This window comes from Streptomyces sp. NPDC006552 (genome assembly GCF_040611655.1).
Lineage (GTDB): Bacteria > Actinomycetota > Actinomycetes > Streptomycetales > Streptomycetaceae > Streptomyces.
Genome location: NZ_JBEXOS010000050.1, coordinates 43505 through 60225 on the forward strand (window position 1 = coordinate 43505; position 16721 = coordinate 60225).

Below are 16721 nucleotides of genomic sequence, written 5' to 3' on the forward strand. Positions count from 1 at the left end.
GTCAGAACTTGCAGTACTTCTTGATGCCGTCGATACCGATGAGCGTTCCGACCATCTTGCGGAAGGAGAGCTTCATCTTGCGACGCTTGGAGTAGTTGTAGATCAGCTTGGCGACCTTCTTGAAACCGATCTTCTTGGCCAGCCGGATCGCGGTGATCACACGGTATGTCGATCCCGACGGGGTGAAGGTGAGGGCGATCGGGGCGATACCCCGCACGGCGCAGTTGAAGATCTTCTTGGTGGTGGACCACCAGGAGGGGTCGATGACGATGGGGAAGGCACTGTTGCTGTCGAACTCGACGTGCTGCACCAGTTTGTTACCCACGACCTTGTAGCTGGTGGGTACATCCTTGCCGTTGGCGTCCTTGGCCCAAGGGGCTTCGAAGAAGCCGGCGGGCTCCTTGGTCGGCGCCTTGGAGGTGTCCTCGTCGCCTTCGGAGTAGAGCGAGACGGACCCGTCCTCTTCGTGGACGACAGCCTTCATGCCGGCCGGGATGGTGTAGCCGGTCTCGTAGTCGTGCGGCGCGGAGCCGTTCTTGATGATGGTCAGGGTGCGCGATCCGCCGTCGACGGTCGGCTGGACCACGGTGTCGACCGCACCGCTGGATGTGTACACCACGTTGCCGCCCACCCGGGTTCCCTTGGATGTCGCCCCGGGGACGGTGAGCTTGGTGGGCATCTGTTCGTTCTCGACGTCCACGGGCTTGTTCTGGCCGTCCCACGGCACGCGGACGGTGTTCTCCTCCGTGGCGGCGATGGAGGCGTAGGTGTCGTCGGAGGAGGTGGCCGCGGTGACGTCCGCCGCCTCCGAGTACAGGTTGGCCAGGCCCAGCGTGTTCTCGGCGTCCGTCGGCTTCCACGCGGTGTCGACGTAGAACTTCACCGACGGAGACCAGCCGGTGGCGTAGTGGGTGCCGTCGAACGCGGTGGTGCGGAAGCTGTACGTCCTACCGGAGGTGAGCTTGCCGGCGGGCACCTTGATGGAGGCGGTGGTGTTGGACGGCACCTCTTCCGAGTTGACGGTGGCGACCACCTTGCCGGTGGCGTCGTCGGTGATCTGGAAGGTGCCCTGAACACTGTCGTCGGCGTTGCTGTCGGTCATCGAGGCGCGCAGCGTGGGGGTGGTGGAGTCCACCTTGAAGATGCCGCCGCTGGAGATGAACGGTGTGCCGGCCTGGAGGTTGCTCCCCGCGCCGGGCCGGTAGTTGTGGGTGACTTCGAGGGTGGGGATCTTGTCCTGGTCGGTGGCGTTGGCCGAGTAGAAGCGCTTCCACCCGTAGGTGTCGGCTTCGTCGACCGCCTTGAGGGCCACCGAGCCGGTGTCGGCCTTCATGGAGGCCCAGGTCTGGGCGAGCTTCGTGACGTCCGCGTTGACCCAGCCGGGGCTGGTGGCGGGCTTGGTCTCGGTGGAGGTGGCGATCTTCTCCGTCATGGCCGGCTGCTTGGTCCAACGGGTGTTCCGGTCCGCGGGATCGGCCGCCCAGACCTCCCAGCCACGTGCCCCGGCAGACCACGAGTGGTAGTTCCACAGCTTCAGATTCGCCTTCGACACCAGGGAGTCCGCGAAGGGCGAGGTCCTGAAGGTGACGAAGGAGCGAGCGATGCGCTTGGTGCTGCCCTCGTAGTCACCGGGCCAGCCGAGCTTGAGGTCGGTGTTCGCCGACTGGTCAGTGGTGTCGCCGCCTTGGACGAAGGTGTCGAACAGTACGTCCAGCGCGTCGGCCGCGGGGTCGATCGTCACCGGGTACTGCGTCTTGGGGTCGTTCAGCCAATCGGCGTCCGGGGTGAGGGTGAGCGTGACGGTATTGCCGTCCTGGCTCATCTCCGTGTCGACGCGACGGCTGTTGGTCCGCTCGAACGACCGGGAATCGCGCCGGCTGTCCCACATGGTCGGGGCGGGCATCACCGCGGTCCTCTCACCGGAGGAGTCGCTGAAGGTGACCGACCCGTCAGGGTTCTGCCGGGCCTTGGTGCCGTCGGGGACGGTCATCGGAACGACCATCGGTGCGCCGTCCTTGGGCACCTCGTTGAGGCGCAGGAACTGCTCGAAGCCCGTACGGGTGGCTTCGACGATCAGGTCACCTTCGGGAACGGCGTCCTTGTAGGTGGCCCGGTTTCCGTCCAGTCGGGGCGCCGGCAGCCCGCCCTTCCACTGAAGGGCGATCTTGCCCTGCCCCTGTCCGATGGACACCAGGTCATTCGCCTGTGCCGGGGCTGCTTCCGCCACGGCTGCCAGCGACCTGGCCGGCGTGCCCTCTTTGCCGGCCAGCTTCAGGTTCTCAGGGTGGGCCACGGCCTCGACGCCACCGCCGGCCGAGCGCTTGAGGTCGACATCGACGTCGACCCATTTCCCGTCGCGCACCATGCGCACGGGGCCGGCGGCCACGTCGGTCGTCAACGTGCCGTCGGGGTTCGCGTACACCGTGTCCGTCTCGGTCCGCATCTGCAGGACCTCCACCCGGCGCCCCTGCGTCTTGGCGGCCTCCAGCGCCGCCTCCACCGTCTCGGCCTCCGTGATGGGATGAGCATCGAGGGCCGCGAGCGTCCGCTCCAACTGTGTGGCGACGGAGTCGATTTCCTTCTCCGCGGCGTTCGGCTTCCCCACTGCCGTGGCGACGTTGGGGGTGGAGACAAGCACTGCCCCTGCGGTCAGGACGGCTATGCCGGCGGTGCCTATGGGCCAGACACGCCAAGTGCTCTTCATTCGTGCTGCTTTCCGATACACAGCCCCGCACGCCCCGAAGCGCGTCGCATGGGCTGTTTTGTTCTTTACAACTCCCATACAATCACATGTTCCGGGCCGGTGATCTCCACGCTCACGCCGATGACCAGGACATATACCGAAGTCTGTGTGGAGTACTAGTGACTGTTGTGTCCTCGTGGCGGCGGGTCTGCCCGGCGGTCCGGCCCGGTCGAAGCTGAACCGAACGGTTACAGCCAGCCCTTGTCCCGCGCGGTCCGTACCGCCTCCGCGCGATTGCGGACCGCCAGTTTCTGGATCGCCATGGACAGGTAGTTGCGGACCGTGCCCTGTGAGAGATGCAGGGCTGCGGCCAGTTCGGCGTTGGTGCGGCCGTCCGCCGCCGCGCGGAGCACCTCACGCTCGCGATCCGACAGCGGATTGGCGCCCTCCGCGAGGGCCGCCGCGGCGAGCGTGGGGTCGATGACGCGGTCGCCCGCGAGGACTCGGCGGACGGCTTCGGCGAGTTGGGCCGCGGGGGCGTCCTTCACCAGGAACGCGCTGGCGCCCGCCTCCATGGCGCTGCGCAGATAGCCGGGGCGGCCGAACGTGGTGAGGACGACCACCTTCAACTCAGGCAGTTCCGCACGGAGTCGGGCCGCCGCCTCGATGCCCGTGCAGCCCGGCATCTCGATGTCGAGCAGGGCCACGTCCGGCCGGTGCGCGAGGGCGGCGGCCACCACCTCGTCGCCGCGTGCCACCTGCGCGACGACCTCGATGTCCGGCTCGAGGCCGAGCAGCGCGGCGAGCGCCTCACGGACCATCGACTGGTCCTCGGCGAGCAGCACCCTGATCCCGTCGCCCTTGCCGTTCTCCGTGCTCATGCGGCGGATCCTACGGAGGCGGCCGGGACCCGGGCCACCAGGCGGAAGCCGCGCGCGGGCGCGGTCCCTGTCTCCAGGGTGCCGCCGACCGCGGCCAGGCGTTCGGCGAGGCCGTTCAGGCCGTTGCCGGGCGGCGCCCCGGACGGGCCCGCGCCGTCGTCCTCGACGCTCAGCTCGACGACCGGCCCGCCGAGGGTCTCGCGCCGGGTGACGGTGACCGTGCAGTGGCGCGCCCCGCTGTGCCGTACGACGTTGGTGACGGCTTCGCGCAGCGTCCAGGCAAGCGTCGCCTCCGCCGTCCCGGGCAGGTCGGGGACGTCGGCGGGCACCTCTGCCGCGATGCCCGCTGCCGCCAACGCCGCCTGTGCGCCGCCGAGTTCGGCGGCCAGCCGGGGTCTGCGGTACCCGGTGACGGCCTCGCGCACGTCGACGAGTGCCTGGCGGCTCACCTTCTCGATGTCGGCGACCTGGCCGGCCGCCTTGCCGGGGTGATCGGGCAGCATGCGGCCCGCGAGTTCACTCTTGAGGGTGATGAGCGAGAGGGAGTGGCCGAGGAGGTCGTGCAGGTCGCGGGCGAGCCGCAGCCGCTCCTCGTTCGCGGCGAGCTGGGCTACCTGGGCGCGGGCTTCGCGCAACTCGCGGGTCGTACGGACCAGTTCGCGCACCCCGATCATGGAGAAGCCGCCCAGCAGCGTGGGGATGAGGAGCCAGTACTGCGGGTCGGCGCCGAGCAGCAGCCCGGTGGCGATCAGGGCGGCCGTCGTCGTCAGGATCGCCGTACGGGTCCACTTCAGCGGGAGTACGGCGCCGCAGGCCACGGAGACGTACACGAACAGGACCAGCCACTCGTCCCCCAGCGTGAGGGGCAGGGCGATGGCGAAGACCGCCAGCACGGTCAGACAGCCGCGGACCACGACCGGCTCCGTCGGCCTGCCGGTCTGCCGCAGGACGAGGCCCACGTAGCAGCCGGCGAACGCCACGAGCCCCAGCCAGCCGAGGACCGTGCCCACCGGGCCGTGGTCGCCCCGCAGCAGGTCGGCGACCGGGCTGCCGAGAAAGGCGAGCCACATCGCGATCCACACCAGTTTCACGTAGGACTCACGGCGGGTCTCCGGCGGTCTGCCGATCCCCGGGACCTCGGGCGGACCGTCCATCTGCGTGCTCACGCCTTCAACGTGTCCTTCCGGTACAGCCAGGCCGCGCCGCCCGCGAAGAGCAGGAAGTACACGACGATCAGCATGACGTCCTTGCCGTGCGGCGCGTTCCCCAGCTCGATGGCCCGGCCCAGAGCGGCGTAGGCGTGCGTGGGCAGCCATGCGGCGATGTTCTGCAGCCACTGCGGGAACGTCGTGGTCGGCATCCACAGGCCGCCCAGGATGGAGAGGCCGAAGTAGACGATCATCGTGATCGGGCGGACGGCGTCGCCGGATGCGAGGTAACCGATGGCGACCCCGAGCGCGGCGAAGCAGAGACTGCCCGCCCAGATCGCGCCAGTGAGCGCGAACCACTGCCAGGCGTCGAGACGTACGTCCTTGAAGGCGGCGGCCACGACGAAGACGATCACGATGGAGGGCAGGGAGACGACCGCGGCACTCGCTGTCTTCGCCAGTACGTATCCTCGGCCCGGCAGCGTCGTCAGCCTCAACTGCCGTACCCAGCCGCTCTCCCGCTCCTTCGCGATGCGCTCGCTGTTGCCCATGAGTACGGCCGTGAGGGCGCCGAAGGAGGCCATGGAGACCATCATGAACGCGGGCAGGTTCAGACCCGTGCCGTCGACGATCGTGGTGCTGTCGGCGCTGCCCGCGATCAGCAGGAACAGGACCGACGGGTAGATCACTGAGAAGAACAGGAACTTCTTGTTGCGCAGGGCGCGGGTGATCTCCAGCTTGATGAGGCTGTTCACGCTGCGTTCGCCTCCTCGGCGGCTTCTTCCGCTGTGGTGATGGCCACGAAGGCCTGCTCGAGACCGAGTCCGGCGACCTCGAGGTTGCGCGGGTAGACGCCGAGCCCGTAGAGCGCGTGCACGGTCGCGTCGGCATCGGTGGACTGGATGCGGATGATCTGGCCCGAGATGTCCACGGCGGTGAGGAACGGCAGCGCCTTGATGGCGGCGGCGTCGATCTCGCCCTCCAGGTCGAAGGAGACCTTGCGGGCACCCGCCTTCGCCTTGATCTGTGCGGCGGTCCCGTCGGCGAGGAGGCGGCCGCGGTGCAGCACGAGGACGCGGTCGGCGATCGCGTCGGCCTCCTCCAGGTAGTGCGTGGCGAACAGCACGGTGCGGCCCTGGTCGGCCTGCTCCCGCATGGTCGCCCAGAACGCCTGGCGGGCCGAGACGTCCATACCGGTCGTCGGCTCGTCGAGGACGATGAGGTCGCTGTCGCCCGCCGTGGCGAGGGCGAAGCGGACGCGCTGCTCCTGGCCGCCGGAGAGCTTGTTGACCTTGCGGTCGGCGATCTGGGTGACGCCGGACCTGGCGAGCACGTCATCGGCCCGGTACGGCTTGGGGTGCAGGGCGCAGGCCAGCCGGACCAGCTCCCGCACGGTCACCTCGTCCATCAGCCCGCCGCTCTGCAGCATGGCGCCGACCCGGCCCTGGACGATCGCGTCGCGCGGGGCGGCGCCGAAGACCCGGACGTCGCCACTGTCGGCGGGGCGCAGGCCGAGCAGCAGGTCGAGGGCGGTGGACTTGCCGGCGCCGTTGGGGCCGAGCAGAGCGACGGTCTCCCCCGGGTGCAGGGTGAGGCTGAGGCCGTCGACGGCCTTGACGGCGCCGTAGGACTTCGTCACGGCGGCGAAGGTGACCGCTGCGTCTGTGTTCATGCCTCCCATCGTCGCCGGTCGGCGGGGCCGGGTGGCAGTGTCCGGCGTCGCGAGTCCCGCATGACATCTGTCATGCGGGACCCCTGACGGGTGCTCTTGCCGGCGTTCGTCTCGATCGTCGCGGTGCGCTCGGCAGGAGTCTTGCCCAGCAGGGCTCCACCCATGGCCGTGGCGACGTTCGGTCGGCTGGACCGGGGCTCCCTCAGCTTGTCGTTTGACTTCGGGAGGGTGCACGGCCAACGGAGTCACCGCGTGGGCTTCACGACATGTCCTAGTACGACGAGGCCGATTCCCACGGCGAGAAGCGATGGTGAGTCCACGTTCCAGCTGACCAGCATCAGCAGGGCGCCCACTCCCCAGAGCCTGGGCTGCCGAACTCGTTGCTGGAGCCAGTGGCCCGGCATGCGGCCAAGAAGCAGACCGTGTACTCCGAGGACGGCCCAGACGATGGCCAGGATGAACAGCATCAGGGCCAGCACACCAAAGATGAACAACCCATACCCCCTGCTCGTGACCGCAGTCGCGTCACGCGATGCCGCAATCCAATCCGAAGGTGTGGAAGCGTTCAGCTCCGGGGTGCAGGTAGCGTCCGGCGCCGGGGCTTCGTGCCGACAGCGTGGTGGGCGAGCCAGGTGGCCTTCCGGGACCGGGGCGGGACGGTTTCGGTGCACCGGCCGGTGAACCGGTCTTCGCGCGCAGGTTTCTGAACCTCTGCGGACTCGGGCGGGCGTGAGCCCGTTCGGCGGAGCCGGCTTCTCCCAGGGCCGCCGGAGGTCGGTGGCCAGCGGGCGGGCCAGCCGGAGCTGGGCGTAGGCGGCGATCACCAGCCACGTCCAGCGGTCGGCCGCTTCCGAGCTGCGAAGCCGGGGCTTGGTCCACCCGAGGGTCTGCTTGAACAGCCGAAACGTGTGCTCTAGGTCGAAGCGGCGAAGGAACGACTGCCAACAGCGATCCACGTCCTCTGAGGGGCCCCGGTCTTGGACCACCACAGCCAGACCGGCTTGTTCACCCCGCCGCTGGGCAGCTTCTCGACGACCAGGCGGACGACGGTGCCTTCGATGACGGGCAGCCGCCCGTCGTAGTCGAGCCAGGCCGCCCGGCGGGTCAACCGGGGGTGCAGCCGGTCCTATGCCCGCGCGGTCGCCTTGCCGTAGAGGCGGGTGTCCGTGGTGGTCACGGCTCGCTCGGTGGCCCAGCTGGCAGGGTCACCGAAGACGAACTCACCGCCGTGCTTGGGCGGTCGGCCGCCCTTCGGGTCGGGCGGCGGCGTCGGGCGCCGCATCACCCGGTCGGAACGGAGACGGCCGAGGATCTGCACCGGCAGACCGTCCAGCAGGTGGGCGATGCGCGGTGCGTCGTAGCCGGCGTCCAGCACCACCAGAATCTCCGGGTCACCCTCCTGCCACTGTCTGCCGTCCACGAGATGCGGCCGGTCTCCAGCGCGGCCACCACCGAGTACGGCCAGCCCGGGACCATCTGGTGCTTGCCCTGGCCGCGGCCGAACGTGTGACAAAAGGCGCGTCCAGCACAGGTGCCGGCGTCCGGCCGCAGCCACGGTGAGACATCCACGGCCAGCACCAGCCGACCGTCCGCAGCCCGGGGCAGCGGCACCCCGGCCAGGGCCCGGCGAAGCCGGTCGACGTCGATCCGCCCCTGGTTGAGCCCTCCGTACAGAGCTCCATGGCCATGACGGTGTTCCGGCGCGAGCGCGACGTCGACCAGCGTCCGCACCGGTCCGTCCGTACACAACAGTGCATCGCACAACTCGAACAACGCGTCGCCCCGAGCGGTCAGACACGCGTACAACGTTGTGAGAGTGCAGCCCCACGCCTGTGCCTGCCCGACGGCTTCGTAAGCTTCATCGGGTGACCGACATGCCCAACGACTCGAATTGGACGCCTGCCCACAGGGCCGTGGAGACCAGTGACCATGAGCTGCTCACTTTTCATCTGGCGTCTGGAACAGACCCGAACGAAACATGCTGGGGCTTCACGCTACTCGTCCACGCTCTTGATATCGAAGGCGATGGCCACCTGCAGACGGGACACCCGTGGAACACCGCGGCGACGGCCATTCTCCTCGCCTACGGTGCAGACCCCCTGCTCCCAACCAGCAATGGAGTTACACCTCTGCAGATGGCTGAACGCTACGACCACTACATGGCACAGGCGCTGCTCAAGCGTTTCATAGACACTCGTTGAGGACTGCGACCAGCACGGTTGACTCGCAGCGGACGGCAAGCTTGTCGTACCTGGTGGCGACAGCACGAGCACCCCGACCCCGCAGCCGTCCTGCACTCCTGGCTCGACTCCCCCGCCACCGGGGAGGTCCTCTCCCGCTCCGAGGTCTACCGCGCCGTCGTGAAGTCCCGCTACCGCACCCTGGAACACCTGCGCCAGATCCCCGCCTACGAAGTCCTCGCCAACCACGAACCCGACGTGGCCCTGAAGATTCTGCTGGACCGCTGCGGACGCAACACCGGCCGGTGGGAGACGCTCGCCACCGCCATAACCTTCGACTACGACGACGAGGAAATCACCTTCGGGGAGCTCCTCGACTCCCTGGACCCGACGCCCGCAGAGGCGCAGACATCCTGACCGTGGGGGAACTGTAGGTCCTCATTTGGAATGTCCCATTCCGCAGCAGGGACCTGGGCCGTTCCCGGTCGTCTCATTCAGGGGCTGCGCCATTCCGGCTCACGATCTTGTCCTCAGGCGGTGCGACGTCCGAGAGACCTGCGACGCACACCGGGTAGCTGAGCCCGGTGCGCGGCAACCGCTGGCGGTCAGGTGCTGATGGTGGCAACGGGGTCGACGTGGTAGTTGCGGGCATAGCCGTTCTCGGTACCGACGAGGATGTCGACGACCTCGAAGTAGCGGTCCCAGAACGGGGTTTCGCGGAGGGCGTCGATGAGGAGCTGGTAGGCGTGGTGGTCGTCCGCTTCCCAGACCCAGACATCAGTGACGCGCGCGGAGTAGAACTCGGTGTCGTAGAAGCGTGACCGGACGCCGGTGGTCCTGGCCTCGATCGTGGGAAGGACCTGGGTGGTGAAGGCGGCGATCCGCTCCGGGACGGTCAGTGCGAGCCACTCGGGCGTGGTCTTGACGAGCATGAACGCGGTGACCGGCGGTTCGTTTTCCTTAACGGGCATGGTGGTGTCTCCCAGGTGGTGGGTCCGTTGACGCCATGGGCGCCAATTGCGATGGCGTAGAGACTGGTGGCTTTCAGGAGAGGACGGCGGGCTTGAGGGTTTGGGCGCACCAGTGCTCGAAGGCGCTGGGACCGGCGGTGTCCGGGGTGCGGGGAACGCCGGCATCGAGGCCCTCGTCCTTGGCCCGCTTCATGTCGATCACGCCCTGTGCGAATGCCTCGTTGAGGCCGTAGCCGACGAGGGTGGCGTATAGCTCGTCGAGCGGCTGGCGTTCATAGCGGACGGGGCGGCCGAGCTGCTCGGTCATGATGCGGGCCAGGTCATTGGGTGACAGGTCCTGCGGCCCGAGGACCGGGACGCTGCCGGTGCCAGTCCATGAGCGGTCCAGCAGCAGGCTGGCGGCGACGGCCGCGATGTCGGCGACGGCGACCAGAGGCGCCTTGCGGTCGGCATCGACGGTGTCGGTGAAGACGCCTTGCTCGCGGATCGAGGCGGCCTCCTCCAGGAGGTTCTCGAAGAAGGACGGGTTGGCCAGGGCCCGGTAGGCGACGCCGCTGCCGGCCAGAAGGTCGTCCATGGCCAATGAGGCGGTGACGAGTCCGGCGCGGCCGGCGAGCGGGGTGCCGCGGCCGAGCGCGGAAACGCCGACGACGTGGCCGACCCCGTGGGCGGCGAGCGCCTTCGCGGCGGGGCGGGTGAAGCCGGACCAGGCGTCCTCCGGGGCCAAAGAGGCGTCCGGGGGGACGAGCCAGAAGACGGCGTCCGCGCCCTGGAAAGCCCTGTCGACCACCTCGGCGTCGCCGTGCGAACCGGTGATTACCTCGACGCGTCCGCGTGCCGCGTCCGGCAGCCGTGCCGGGTCACGCACGATCACGCGCAGTTCCTCACCGGCGGCGGGAGCGGACTCAAGGAGCCGGGTGAGCAGGTGACGGCCGATGTTCCCGGTGGGGGCAGTGATGACGATCATGAAAACTCCAGGAGTCCGTGTCGGATCGGTATGCCCATCCTGGGGAACGCCACGGTGATGCCACAATGGGAACTTCAGCAAAGAGGTATTGTCTGGAATGGAATTACGCTGGTGAAAAGCCCACGTCCAACCCTTGACGCCAACCTCGCCGTCGCACTGGACGCCCTGCTGACCGAGCAGAGCGTCACCCGCGCCGCCGCTCGCCTGCACACCTCCCCCGCCGCCATGAGCCGCACCCTCGGCCGCCTGCGCCGCACCCTCCAGGACCCGCTCCTCGTACGGGCCGGACAGACCATGGTTCCCACCCCTCGAGCCCTGGCTCTGCGCGACGAAACCGCCGCAGTGGTGCGCCGTCTGGAATCGCTGCTCAGCCCCGGCGAAGGCGCCGACCCCACCACCCTGAGCAGCACCTTCACCCTCCAGACCGCCGACCTGGTCGGTGCGGCGCTGACCCCTGGACTGCTGCACCTGGCCCGGCAGGAGGCGCCGGGCGTCTCGTTCCGGCTCCGGGCCGAGGAGTTGGAGGCCGGTCCGGCCCTCCGCGACGGCCGGATCGATCTGGAGATCGGATCCATCGACCACGTGGACCCGGAGACCCAGGTCGAAGAACTGGCCACGCTTCGGATGGTGGCGGCCGTCCGCCCGGGGCACCCCCTCGCCGAAGAAGCCCTGGACCCGGTGCGGCTCGCTGCCGCCGAACATGTCGTGGTCAGCCGACGAGGCCGGTTCATCGGCCCTCTCGACAGCGCCCTGGCCGAACGCAACCTCCAGCGGCGCGTCACTGCCGTCCTTCCCAGCCACCTGGCGGCGATGGCCCTCGCGGCCCGCAGCGACGTCGTATGCCTCGTCCCCGCCGCACTCCCCGGCAACCCCGAATCACCACTCACCCACACCGCCACCGCCCTCGGCCTGCGCCTCCTCGACGTACCCCTGCCGCTGCCGCCCCTGGCCATCGGCATGGCCTGGCACCCCCGCCACACAGCCGACGGAGCCCACCATTGGCTCCGCAACGCTGTTCGCCGCGTACTGCGGGCACCCGGGACGACCTGACGTGATCGCAGAGGTGCGGCATCGGCTGACCGCGGCCGGTGGTGGGGCGACGGGCGCCGCATGGACCGAGACCAGGATCAGCACTGCGACGGGTGAACGATCAGACGCGAGTGCGTCTCACCACGCTGCCCCTTGGCTCGGACAAAGGCCACGATCAACGAGAAAGGGACACGCGAAATGCGGGCTTACAGGTGTAGGTTCTCGCTTTCGGTGTCATGTGCCGACGCTTTGACCTGGGCGTTCCCGTTCAGTCTCACGCTGTGTCGGCTGGCGGCTGTCTCAGATCAGTGTCAATTCCTCAGACTGTCCATCCGGCTGCGCCGGACCTCATGAACCCGCATCGGCGGCCGTCCGTTCCATCCACTCACGCACCTTCACTGCTCGCTCGATGCGGCCGACGATGTCCTTCTTGGACGTCGTGTCCAAGATCTCCGGGATCTCGTCGAAACACCGCCCACGCGGTCTCAACGGCGCGGGGCGGCACGACTCCAGATACGCGACAGCTTTCGCATGGAGCACGCAGACACGCCGGTTCCCGCCTCACGCTCACCGAGTGGCACGCCAGCCGAGAGCGGCCGCCCCGCGAGTGGCCTACTCCTCCGTCTGCGGAGAGTGCCGGGCGATCTGTGTGCGCGATTCCCGCAGGGCCCGCAGCCCGTCATGTCCACCGCCTCGCGGCCACCGGGCTTCTGCCCCTGGTCGTCGGGCTCGGGATCAGCCGGCTCGGGCGCGGGCAACTGCCCGGTCATCACCGCCTGTTGGCGGGGAACAAAGTCGTAGGCCCGGCCTCGCACGGTGCTGGAAGGCGGTACGCACCTACCCCTCGCGAGCCTCGACAGTCAAAATCCGTGATGGGCTTGATGACCTGCGCCGTCCGCGAGCCGTCAGAGTCCGGGCCGCGCAAGGCCGCCCGGTTTGGGTTGACCGGCTAGCTCTCGGAGTTCCAGGTCTGGGACTTCTGACACCGGGGGATCTTGCCGGGCTTTCGCTTTCCCGCCCGCAGGCCGCCGGCGGCTGCTATCGTCCCCTCTCCATCCTGGGTGGGGGGACGCGCATGGGGCGGTACACGAGGTCGCCGGGGCATGCAGGTCGCGCGGAGGAGAGGCGGGCAGCCTCCACGCGGCCGCGCGTGGTGTACCGCAAGGGGCTCTTCCGGTTCCTGGTCGTGGCGAGCATCGTGCTGCTCGCGGGCCGGATCGGGCTCGTGGAATGTGGTGTCCTCTACGGCCGTACGCGCGTCCTGCGCGTGGACGGACTGGTCGCCGCGGTTGCCGTCCTCGCGCTCGCGGTCCGCCTGGCGGCCCGCAGACCCCCGCCGCCGTCCGCACCGGCGGAAGCGGAGGTGAGCGCCTCCCCGGCGGACCGCTGGAACATCGTCACCGCGGCCACCGGACTGCTCGTGCTGGCCGTCTCCGCAGTCAGTCTCTTCTCACCGGTCGACGAGCCGGGGATCCCGAAGGCGTCCTGCGCCAACGCCCGTACCCGCGGCACCCAGTACCTCGGACTGACGTCCGGAGAGTTCGGCAACAACACGCGGGAGGGGCCGGGCCGGGCATTTGCTGCCAATGGCCGGTTCCCGCCCGGCTGTTCGGTGGGGTTCGCGGATTACTGCCTTGGTGACCCGATCCTGGACGACACCGGGTCCACAGAACATCAGGAGTGGGCGACCGGCCGCTGGCTGCGGCTCAGCAAAAGCAGCGGCTGGCTGGGAGATGTCGCCCACGTCCTCTCGGCGGAGGACCCCTCCCCGCAGTTCATCTCCGACGCCTTCATCGTCCCGGCCGACAACTACGAGAGGCTGCGCCAAGCGAGCGACGCGGTGTGCGGGCCGCAGCGGCGTCCGGGGAAGGCGAAGCTGGGCCGCTTCGTCAGGGTGCCGCCCCGGGGCAAGACCGCCGGATACCTCTCGTTCTCGGCCACCTCGGACCACGCCGTCAACATCGGATTCGCCGTCTACCTCATCCCCGGCCAGGGATTCCGCGAGGAGGGCCTGGTGATGCCGCTGTACGACGACAGCCGCACGGCCCCCGAGAACCCGGGACGCGTGGCGGCGGACAAGGGGAACCGCAAGGCGATCAACTGGACGTACTCCGCGCGGCTCCAGGCAGGTTTGAAGGTCGGCCAAAAGGGGGCCGCGCACGTGCTGGTGATGGCGATCCCCTGCATCTCCGACAACCTCGCCGAAGTGGTCGGCAAAGCGGACATCGGACGGTACGACATCACTCCGAAGGACCAGCCCGTCGCCACCAAGCCGCACCCCGAGGAGTACGACCACAAGGTTCTCAACCGCCTGGCGCGGGCCGCCTGCCAGGCAAACGTCTGAGCCGCTCCCGCGCGCCGTGCACGCAAACGGAAGTTGGGCAGGCGAAGGGACTGAGGAGGAGGGTTCGCTGGATGACGTCGGCGCTCTGGAGCGTGACGCCGCAGCCGAGGCGGTGAGTCCCCGGGCGCAGGAGCTGCTGAAGTTGTCCAGCCCGCGTGATCCGGCGGAGCTCGCGCGGTTCGTGCGGCTGCGGTTCCTGGAGCCGAAAGGCACGTACTGGAGCCGGAAGGCGCGTACTGGCTGCGCGGCATCGAGGCCGCCGCCCGCTACACCAAGGAACACGGGGACTAGCCGCTGAACGCCCCGTACGCCTTCGTGACGCCCGAGGACTGGTCGCCCGCAGGATTACCCGCTCGGGGTGGGGCTCACCCACCAGCGGCGCTCCTGGGCCGGACGGCTCGATCCTGAGCGGGCCCGGAAGTTGACGGGCTCGGCATGGTGTGGGCGGCGCGCGATGACGCCTTCAACGACGGCCTCGCCGCCGCCCGGCCCTGGGCCAAGGCCCACTCGCATGTCCTGCCGCCAGCCACCGCGGTCTGGAACGAGTACCCGGGGGGGAAGTGGGCCAAGCACATGCGGGACGCGGCCCGGATCACGGACGGATCGCCGTGGCGCCGGGACGCCGGGGAAACGGTCGGGCTGGAGGCGGGGGCGCTCACCGAGGAGCGGCGTCAGGCGCTGGACGAAATCGATCCTGGGTGGTGTCCGCCCTGGGACACCGGCTGGCTCTGCGTTGCCTGCTTCTCGTGCAGGCGCACCTGGTCGACGGGGGGAGTCTGTCCGCCGCGGCCGTGGACGTCGTCGTCCAGGGCGAGGACCTCGGACGCTCGGTGAGCGCGCAGCGGTACGGCTTCGAGCATCTGCTGCCCGCGCAGCAGTGGCTGCTGGAGCACGTGCTCGGCATCGAGGCGGCCGGAGAGGAAGAGCGGCCGGTGAAGGTGACCCAGGACCACAGGTGGGCACTCAAACTTGCCGCGGCCCGCCAGTACCGGGCCCGGGGAGGGCACCTCAACGTCCCCCGTAAGCACATCGAAGCCGTGCCACTGGAACTGGCCGGACCCGCCGTCGCCGGACGGGAGGTCACGCCGGAGGGAGCTGTCCTGGTCGACCTGGGCATGTGGACGGCGAACGTGCGCCGACGCGCAGACAAGCTCACCGACGAGCGTCGGGCGGCGCTCGACCTGCTCGGCATGCGCTGGTAACGCCATGTCACAAATGCCTTGACCGAGCCGCACTTCGAAACAGCGCACCAGCGGTTGCTGCGTCCGCGTGGGAGTCGTCGTGCTCGGCGCCGGACCGCCGTCTGTCAGGAATTGTGACAGCAGCGCCGCTTTCCTCGGCTCGTCCTGCTCGGCCCCGGCGGCTACCACCAGCCGCCGGGGGAACGCCAGATTGGGGTGGGCTGGCTGGTGATCTTCCGGTGTGCGAGGACACCGAGCACATACCAGCCTTTCAGGGACCACCAGACGATCCATGCCTCGACTACCAGCAAGTAGGCGACCAGCTTGACCGCGCCGAGGAAGAAGAGGACCCCGCCCCCGCCCCCGCCACCGCTGCGGCTGCGGCTTCCGGTGAGGGGGATCGAGCCGCCGAGAGACAGCGGACCGGGCAGTGGGACGGACCAACGCAGATGCAACGGTGTTCTCCTAACGTTGCGGCACTGGATCGGTCAGCCGCACCCGACAGGTACAACGAGGCAGAGGTCGCGTCGTCACAGCAGTCGCCCAGAGCTACAGGGCACACCGCCTCAGAGGACATCTCATTTGGCGAGTCTGCGGTAACAGATGAGGGTGCAGGCGATGCTGGTGAAGGCCAGGAAGTGGCCGGCCTTGCGCTCGTAGCGGCGGTGGAGGCGGCGGCAGTCGGTGAGCCACGCCATCGTGCGTTCCACGGTCCAGCGGTGGCGGCCCGGGGCGTTGTGAGGACTCAACTCCCTTGCGGGCGATGCGGTGGGTGATGCCTCGCCCGCGTAACCATCGTCACAGGTGGTTGTAGTCGTAGCCCTTGTCGGCGTGAAGCTTGCCAGGCTTGCGCCACCGCCGACCACGGCGCGAACGGATCGGCGGGATGCCTTTCACGAGAGGCATCAGGGCCTGGCTGTCATGCAGGTTGGCCCCGGAGATTCCTACGGAGACGGGCAGACCGGAGCGTTCCGTAATCGGGTGGATCTTCGAGCCGTACTTGCCCCGGTCGACAGGATTCGGACCTGTCAGGTCCCCCTTTTCAGGGCCCGCATGTTCACCGAGTTGATCGCGCACCGCGACCAGTCCAGCTCGCCACGCGCGCCCAGTTCGTCGAGGACCTGGCGGTGGAGCTTGGCCCATACCCTGGCCTTCGACCACTCCGAAAACCGCCGGTGGGCCGTCGCTCCGGACGGGCCGAACGACGCGGAAGGCAGCTGCTGCCAGGTGCAACCCGACGTAGCCACGAACACGATCGCGGCCAGCACCTCCCGGTCACCGTGCCGCCGCCGGCCACCACCTTGCGGCCGTGACGGCGCCTCCGGCACCACCCGCTGGAACAACTCCCACAACTCGTCTGGCACCAGCCGCTCAACGATCCCCACCATGACCCACAGAATACCGGTGTAGCCAAATGAGATGATCTCTGAGAAGGGCAGAAACTCCAACAGGCCGTGCGCCAGGGCAGCACCAGCACGGTGCGCTACCGGCGGGCGATGGTGATCCTGGCGTCGGCAGGAGGTAACGCAGTCTTGCCACCTCCTGCTCGAAAGCACGGGCCGGTGCGCCATGACGCCGGGCGCCGTCCCCTCGCACGGAGGTTGGAACCGACATCCACCACACTGATTCGCATGATCGTTCGGTTACCCGGAAGTCGGCCCCGGC

16 protein-coding genes and 2 pseudogenes are annotated in these 16721 nt (G+C 68.8%); 6 read left to right on the forward strand and 12 right to left on the reverse strand.

Annotated elements, in window-relative coordinates; all coding sequences use genetic code 11:
* Position 1: 1 nt before the first annotated feature.
* The 8 genes and pseudogenes from ABZY33_RS25645 to ABZY33_RS25680 all read right to left on the reverse strand — a co-directional run bounded on the left by ABZY33_RS25645 (position 2) and on the right by ABZY33_RS25680 (position 8190).
* Positions 2 to 2704 carry a DNRLRE domain-containing protein gene (locus ABZY33_RS25645; protein ID WP_356494018.1) on the reverse strand — a complete coding sequence of 901 codons (2703 nt, stop codon included), beginning with the start codon at positions 2702 to 2704 and terminating at the stop codon, positions 2 to 4.
* 227 nt (positions 2705 to 2931) lie between these two features.
* A complete protein-coding gene (locus tag ABZY33_RS25650) occupies positions 2932 to 3564 on the reverse strand; it encodes a response regulator transcription factor (RefSeq protein ID WP_356494019.1) in 633 nt (210 codons plus the stop codon).
* Entirely contained in the window at positions 3561 to 4718 is a 1158-nt protein-coding gene (locus tag ABZY33_RS25655) for a sensor histidine kinase (protein WP_356494033.1), read from the reverse strand. Before ABZY33_RS25655 ends, ABZY33_RS25650 begins: the two co-directional genes overlap by 4 nt.
* 8 nt (positions 4719 to 4726) lie before the next feature.
* Complete coding sequence (locus tag ABZY33_RS25660; protein WP_356494020.1) at positions 4727 to 5467, reverse strand: ABC transporter permease; 741 nt, start codon at positions 5465 to 5467, stop codon at positions 4727 to 4729.
* A complete protein-coding gene (locus tag ABZY33_RS25665) occupies positions 5464 to 6384 on the reverse strand; it encodes an ABC transporter ATP-binding protein (protein WP_356494021.1) in 921 nt (306 codons plus the stop codon). Before ABZY33_RS25665 ends, ABZY33_RS25660 begins: the two co-directional genes overlap by 4 nt.
* A 245-nt stretch (positions 6385 to 6629) precedes the next feature.
* Positions 6630 to 6878, reverse strand: a complete 249-nt coding sequence (locus ABZY33_RS25670; RefSeq protein WP_356494022.1) for a hypothetical protein — start codon at positions 6876 to 6878, stop codon at positions 6630 to 6632.
* Positions 6879 to 7297: 419 nt separating this feature from the next.
* A complete protein-coding gene (locus tag ABZY33_RS25675; protein WP_356494023.1) occupies positions 7298 to 7492 on the reverse strand; it encodes a hypothetical protein in 195 nt (64 codons plus the stop codon).
* Positions 7493 to 7510: 18 nt separating this feature from the next.
* Positions 7511 to 8190, reverse strand: a pseudogene (locus ABZY33_RS25680) (transposase).
* 68 nt (positions 8191 to 8258) lie between these two features.
* On the opposite strand from ABZY33_RS25680, the gene ABZY33_RS25685 reads away from it, so the two are divergent.
* Positions 8259 to 8585 carry an ankyrin repeat domain-containing protein gene (locus tag ABZY33_RS25685; protein ID WP_356494034.1) on the forward strand — a complete coding sequence of 109 codons (327 nt, stop codon included), beginning with the start codon at positions 8259 to 8261 and terminating at the stop codon, positions 8583 to 8585.
* Between the two features lie 18 nt (positions 8586 to 8603).
* Positions 8604 to 8981 (forward strand): hypothetical protein, encoded by a 378-nt coding sequence (locus ABZY33_RS25690; RefSeq protein ID WP_356494024.1) that lies wholly within the window; start codon positions 8604 to 8606, stop codon positions 8979 to 8981.
* A 188-nt stretch (positions 8982 to 9169) separates the two neighbouring features.
* On the opposite strand, the gene ABZY33_RS25695 is transcribed toward ABZY33_RS25690, so the two are convergent.
* On the reverse strand, positions 9170 to 9535 hold the full coding sequence (locus ABZY33_RS25695) for a darcynin family protein (protein WP_356494025.1): 366 nt from the start codon (positions 9533 to 9535) through the stop codon (positions 9170 to 9172).
* Positions 9536 to 9608: 73 nt separating this feature from the next.
* Positions 9609 to 10502 (reverse strand): NAD(P)H-binding protein, encoded by an 894-nt coding sequence (locus ABZY33_RS25700; RefSeq protein ID WP_356494026.1) that lies wholly within the window; start codon positions 10500 to 10502, stop codon positions 9609 to 9611.
* Positions 10503 to 10604: 102 nt separating this feature from the next.
* On the opposite strand from ABZY33_RS25700, the gene ABZY33_RS25705 reads away from it, so the two are divergent.
* From ABZY33_RS25705 to ABZY33_RS25720, 4 genes are all read left to right on the forward strand, one after another.
* Positions 10605 to 11552 (forward strand): LysR family transcriptional regulator, encoded by a 948-nt coding sequence (locus ABZY33_RS25705; protein WP_356494035.1) that lies wholly within the window; start codon positions 10605 to 10607, stop codon positions 11550 to 11552.
* Between the two features lie 1129 nt (positions 11553 to 12681).
* Positions 12682 to 13875 (forward strand): hypothetical protein, encoded by a 1194-nt coding sequence (locus tag ABZY33_RS25710; RefSeq protein ID WP_356494027.1) that lies wholly within the window; start codon positions 12682 to 12684, stop codon positions 13873 to 13875.
* Positions 13876 to 14310: 435 nt separating this feature from the next.
* Entirely contained in the window at positions 14311 to 14709 is a 399-nt protein-coding gene (locus ABZY33_RS25715; RefSeq protein WP_356494028.1) for a helicase associated domain-containing protein, read from the forward strand.
* Complete coding sequence (locus tag ABZY33_RS25720) at positions 14622 to 15077, forward strand: helicase associated domain-containing protein (protein ID WP_356494029.1); 456 nt, start codon at positions 14622 to 14624, stop codon at positions 15075 to 15077. The genes ABZY33_RS25715 and ABZY33_RS25720 overlap by 88 nt, the downstream gene beginning before the upstream one ends.
* A 161-nt stretch (positions 15078 to 15238) precedes the next feature.
* Here ABZY33_RS25720 and ABZY33_RS25725 read toward each other — a convergent pair whose 3' ends face one another.
* Positions 15239 to 15511 carry a hypothetical protein gene (locus tag ABZY33_RS25725; RefSeq protein WP_356494030.1) on the reverse strand — a complete coding sequence of 91 codons (273 nt, stop codon included), beginning with the start codon at positions 15509 to 15511 and terminating at the stop codon, positions 15239 to 15241.
* A 123-nt stretch (positions 15512 to 15634) separates the two neighbouring features.
* A pseudogene (locus tag ABZY33_RS25730) lies at positions 15635 to 16444 on the reverse strand (IS5 family transposase).
* Positions 16445 to 16721 lie beyond the last annotated feature (277 nt).

Coding starts and splice junctions, on each gene's coding strand:
- ABZY33_RS25645 (WP_356494018.1), bottom strand. CDS start 2,704: ATGAAGAGCACTTGGCGTGTCTGGCCCATAGGCACCGCCGGCATAGCC.
- ABZY33_RS25650 (WP_356494019.1), bottom strand. CDS start 3,564: ATGAGCACGGAGAACGGCAAGGGCGACGGGATCAGGGTGCTGCTCGCC.
- ABZY33_RS25655 (WP_356494033.1), bottom strand. CDS start 4,718: ATGGACGGTCCGCCCGAGGTCCCGGGGATCGGCAGACCGCCGGAGACC.
- ABZY33_RS25665 (WP_356494021.1), bottom strand. CDS start 6,384: ATGAACACAGACGCAGCGGTCACCTTCGCCGCCGTGACGAAGTCCTAC.
- ABZY33_RS25685 (WP_356494034.1), top strand. CDS start 8,259: ATGCCCAACGACTCGAATTGGACGCCTGCCCACAGGGCCGTGGAGACC.
- ABZY33_RS25695 (WP_356494025.1), bottom strand. CDS start 9,535: ATGCCCGTTAAGGAAAACGAACCGCCGGTCACCGCGTTCATGCTCGTC.
- ABZY33_RS25700 (WP_356494026.1), bottom strand. CDS start 10,502: ATGATCGTCATCACTGCCCCCACCGGGAACATCGGCCGTCACCTGCTC.
- ABZY33_RS25715 (WP_356494028.1), top strand. CDS start 14,311: ATGGTGTGGGCGGCGCGCGATGACGCCTTCAACGACGGCCTCGCCGCC.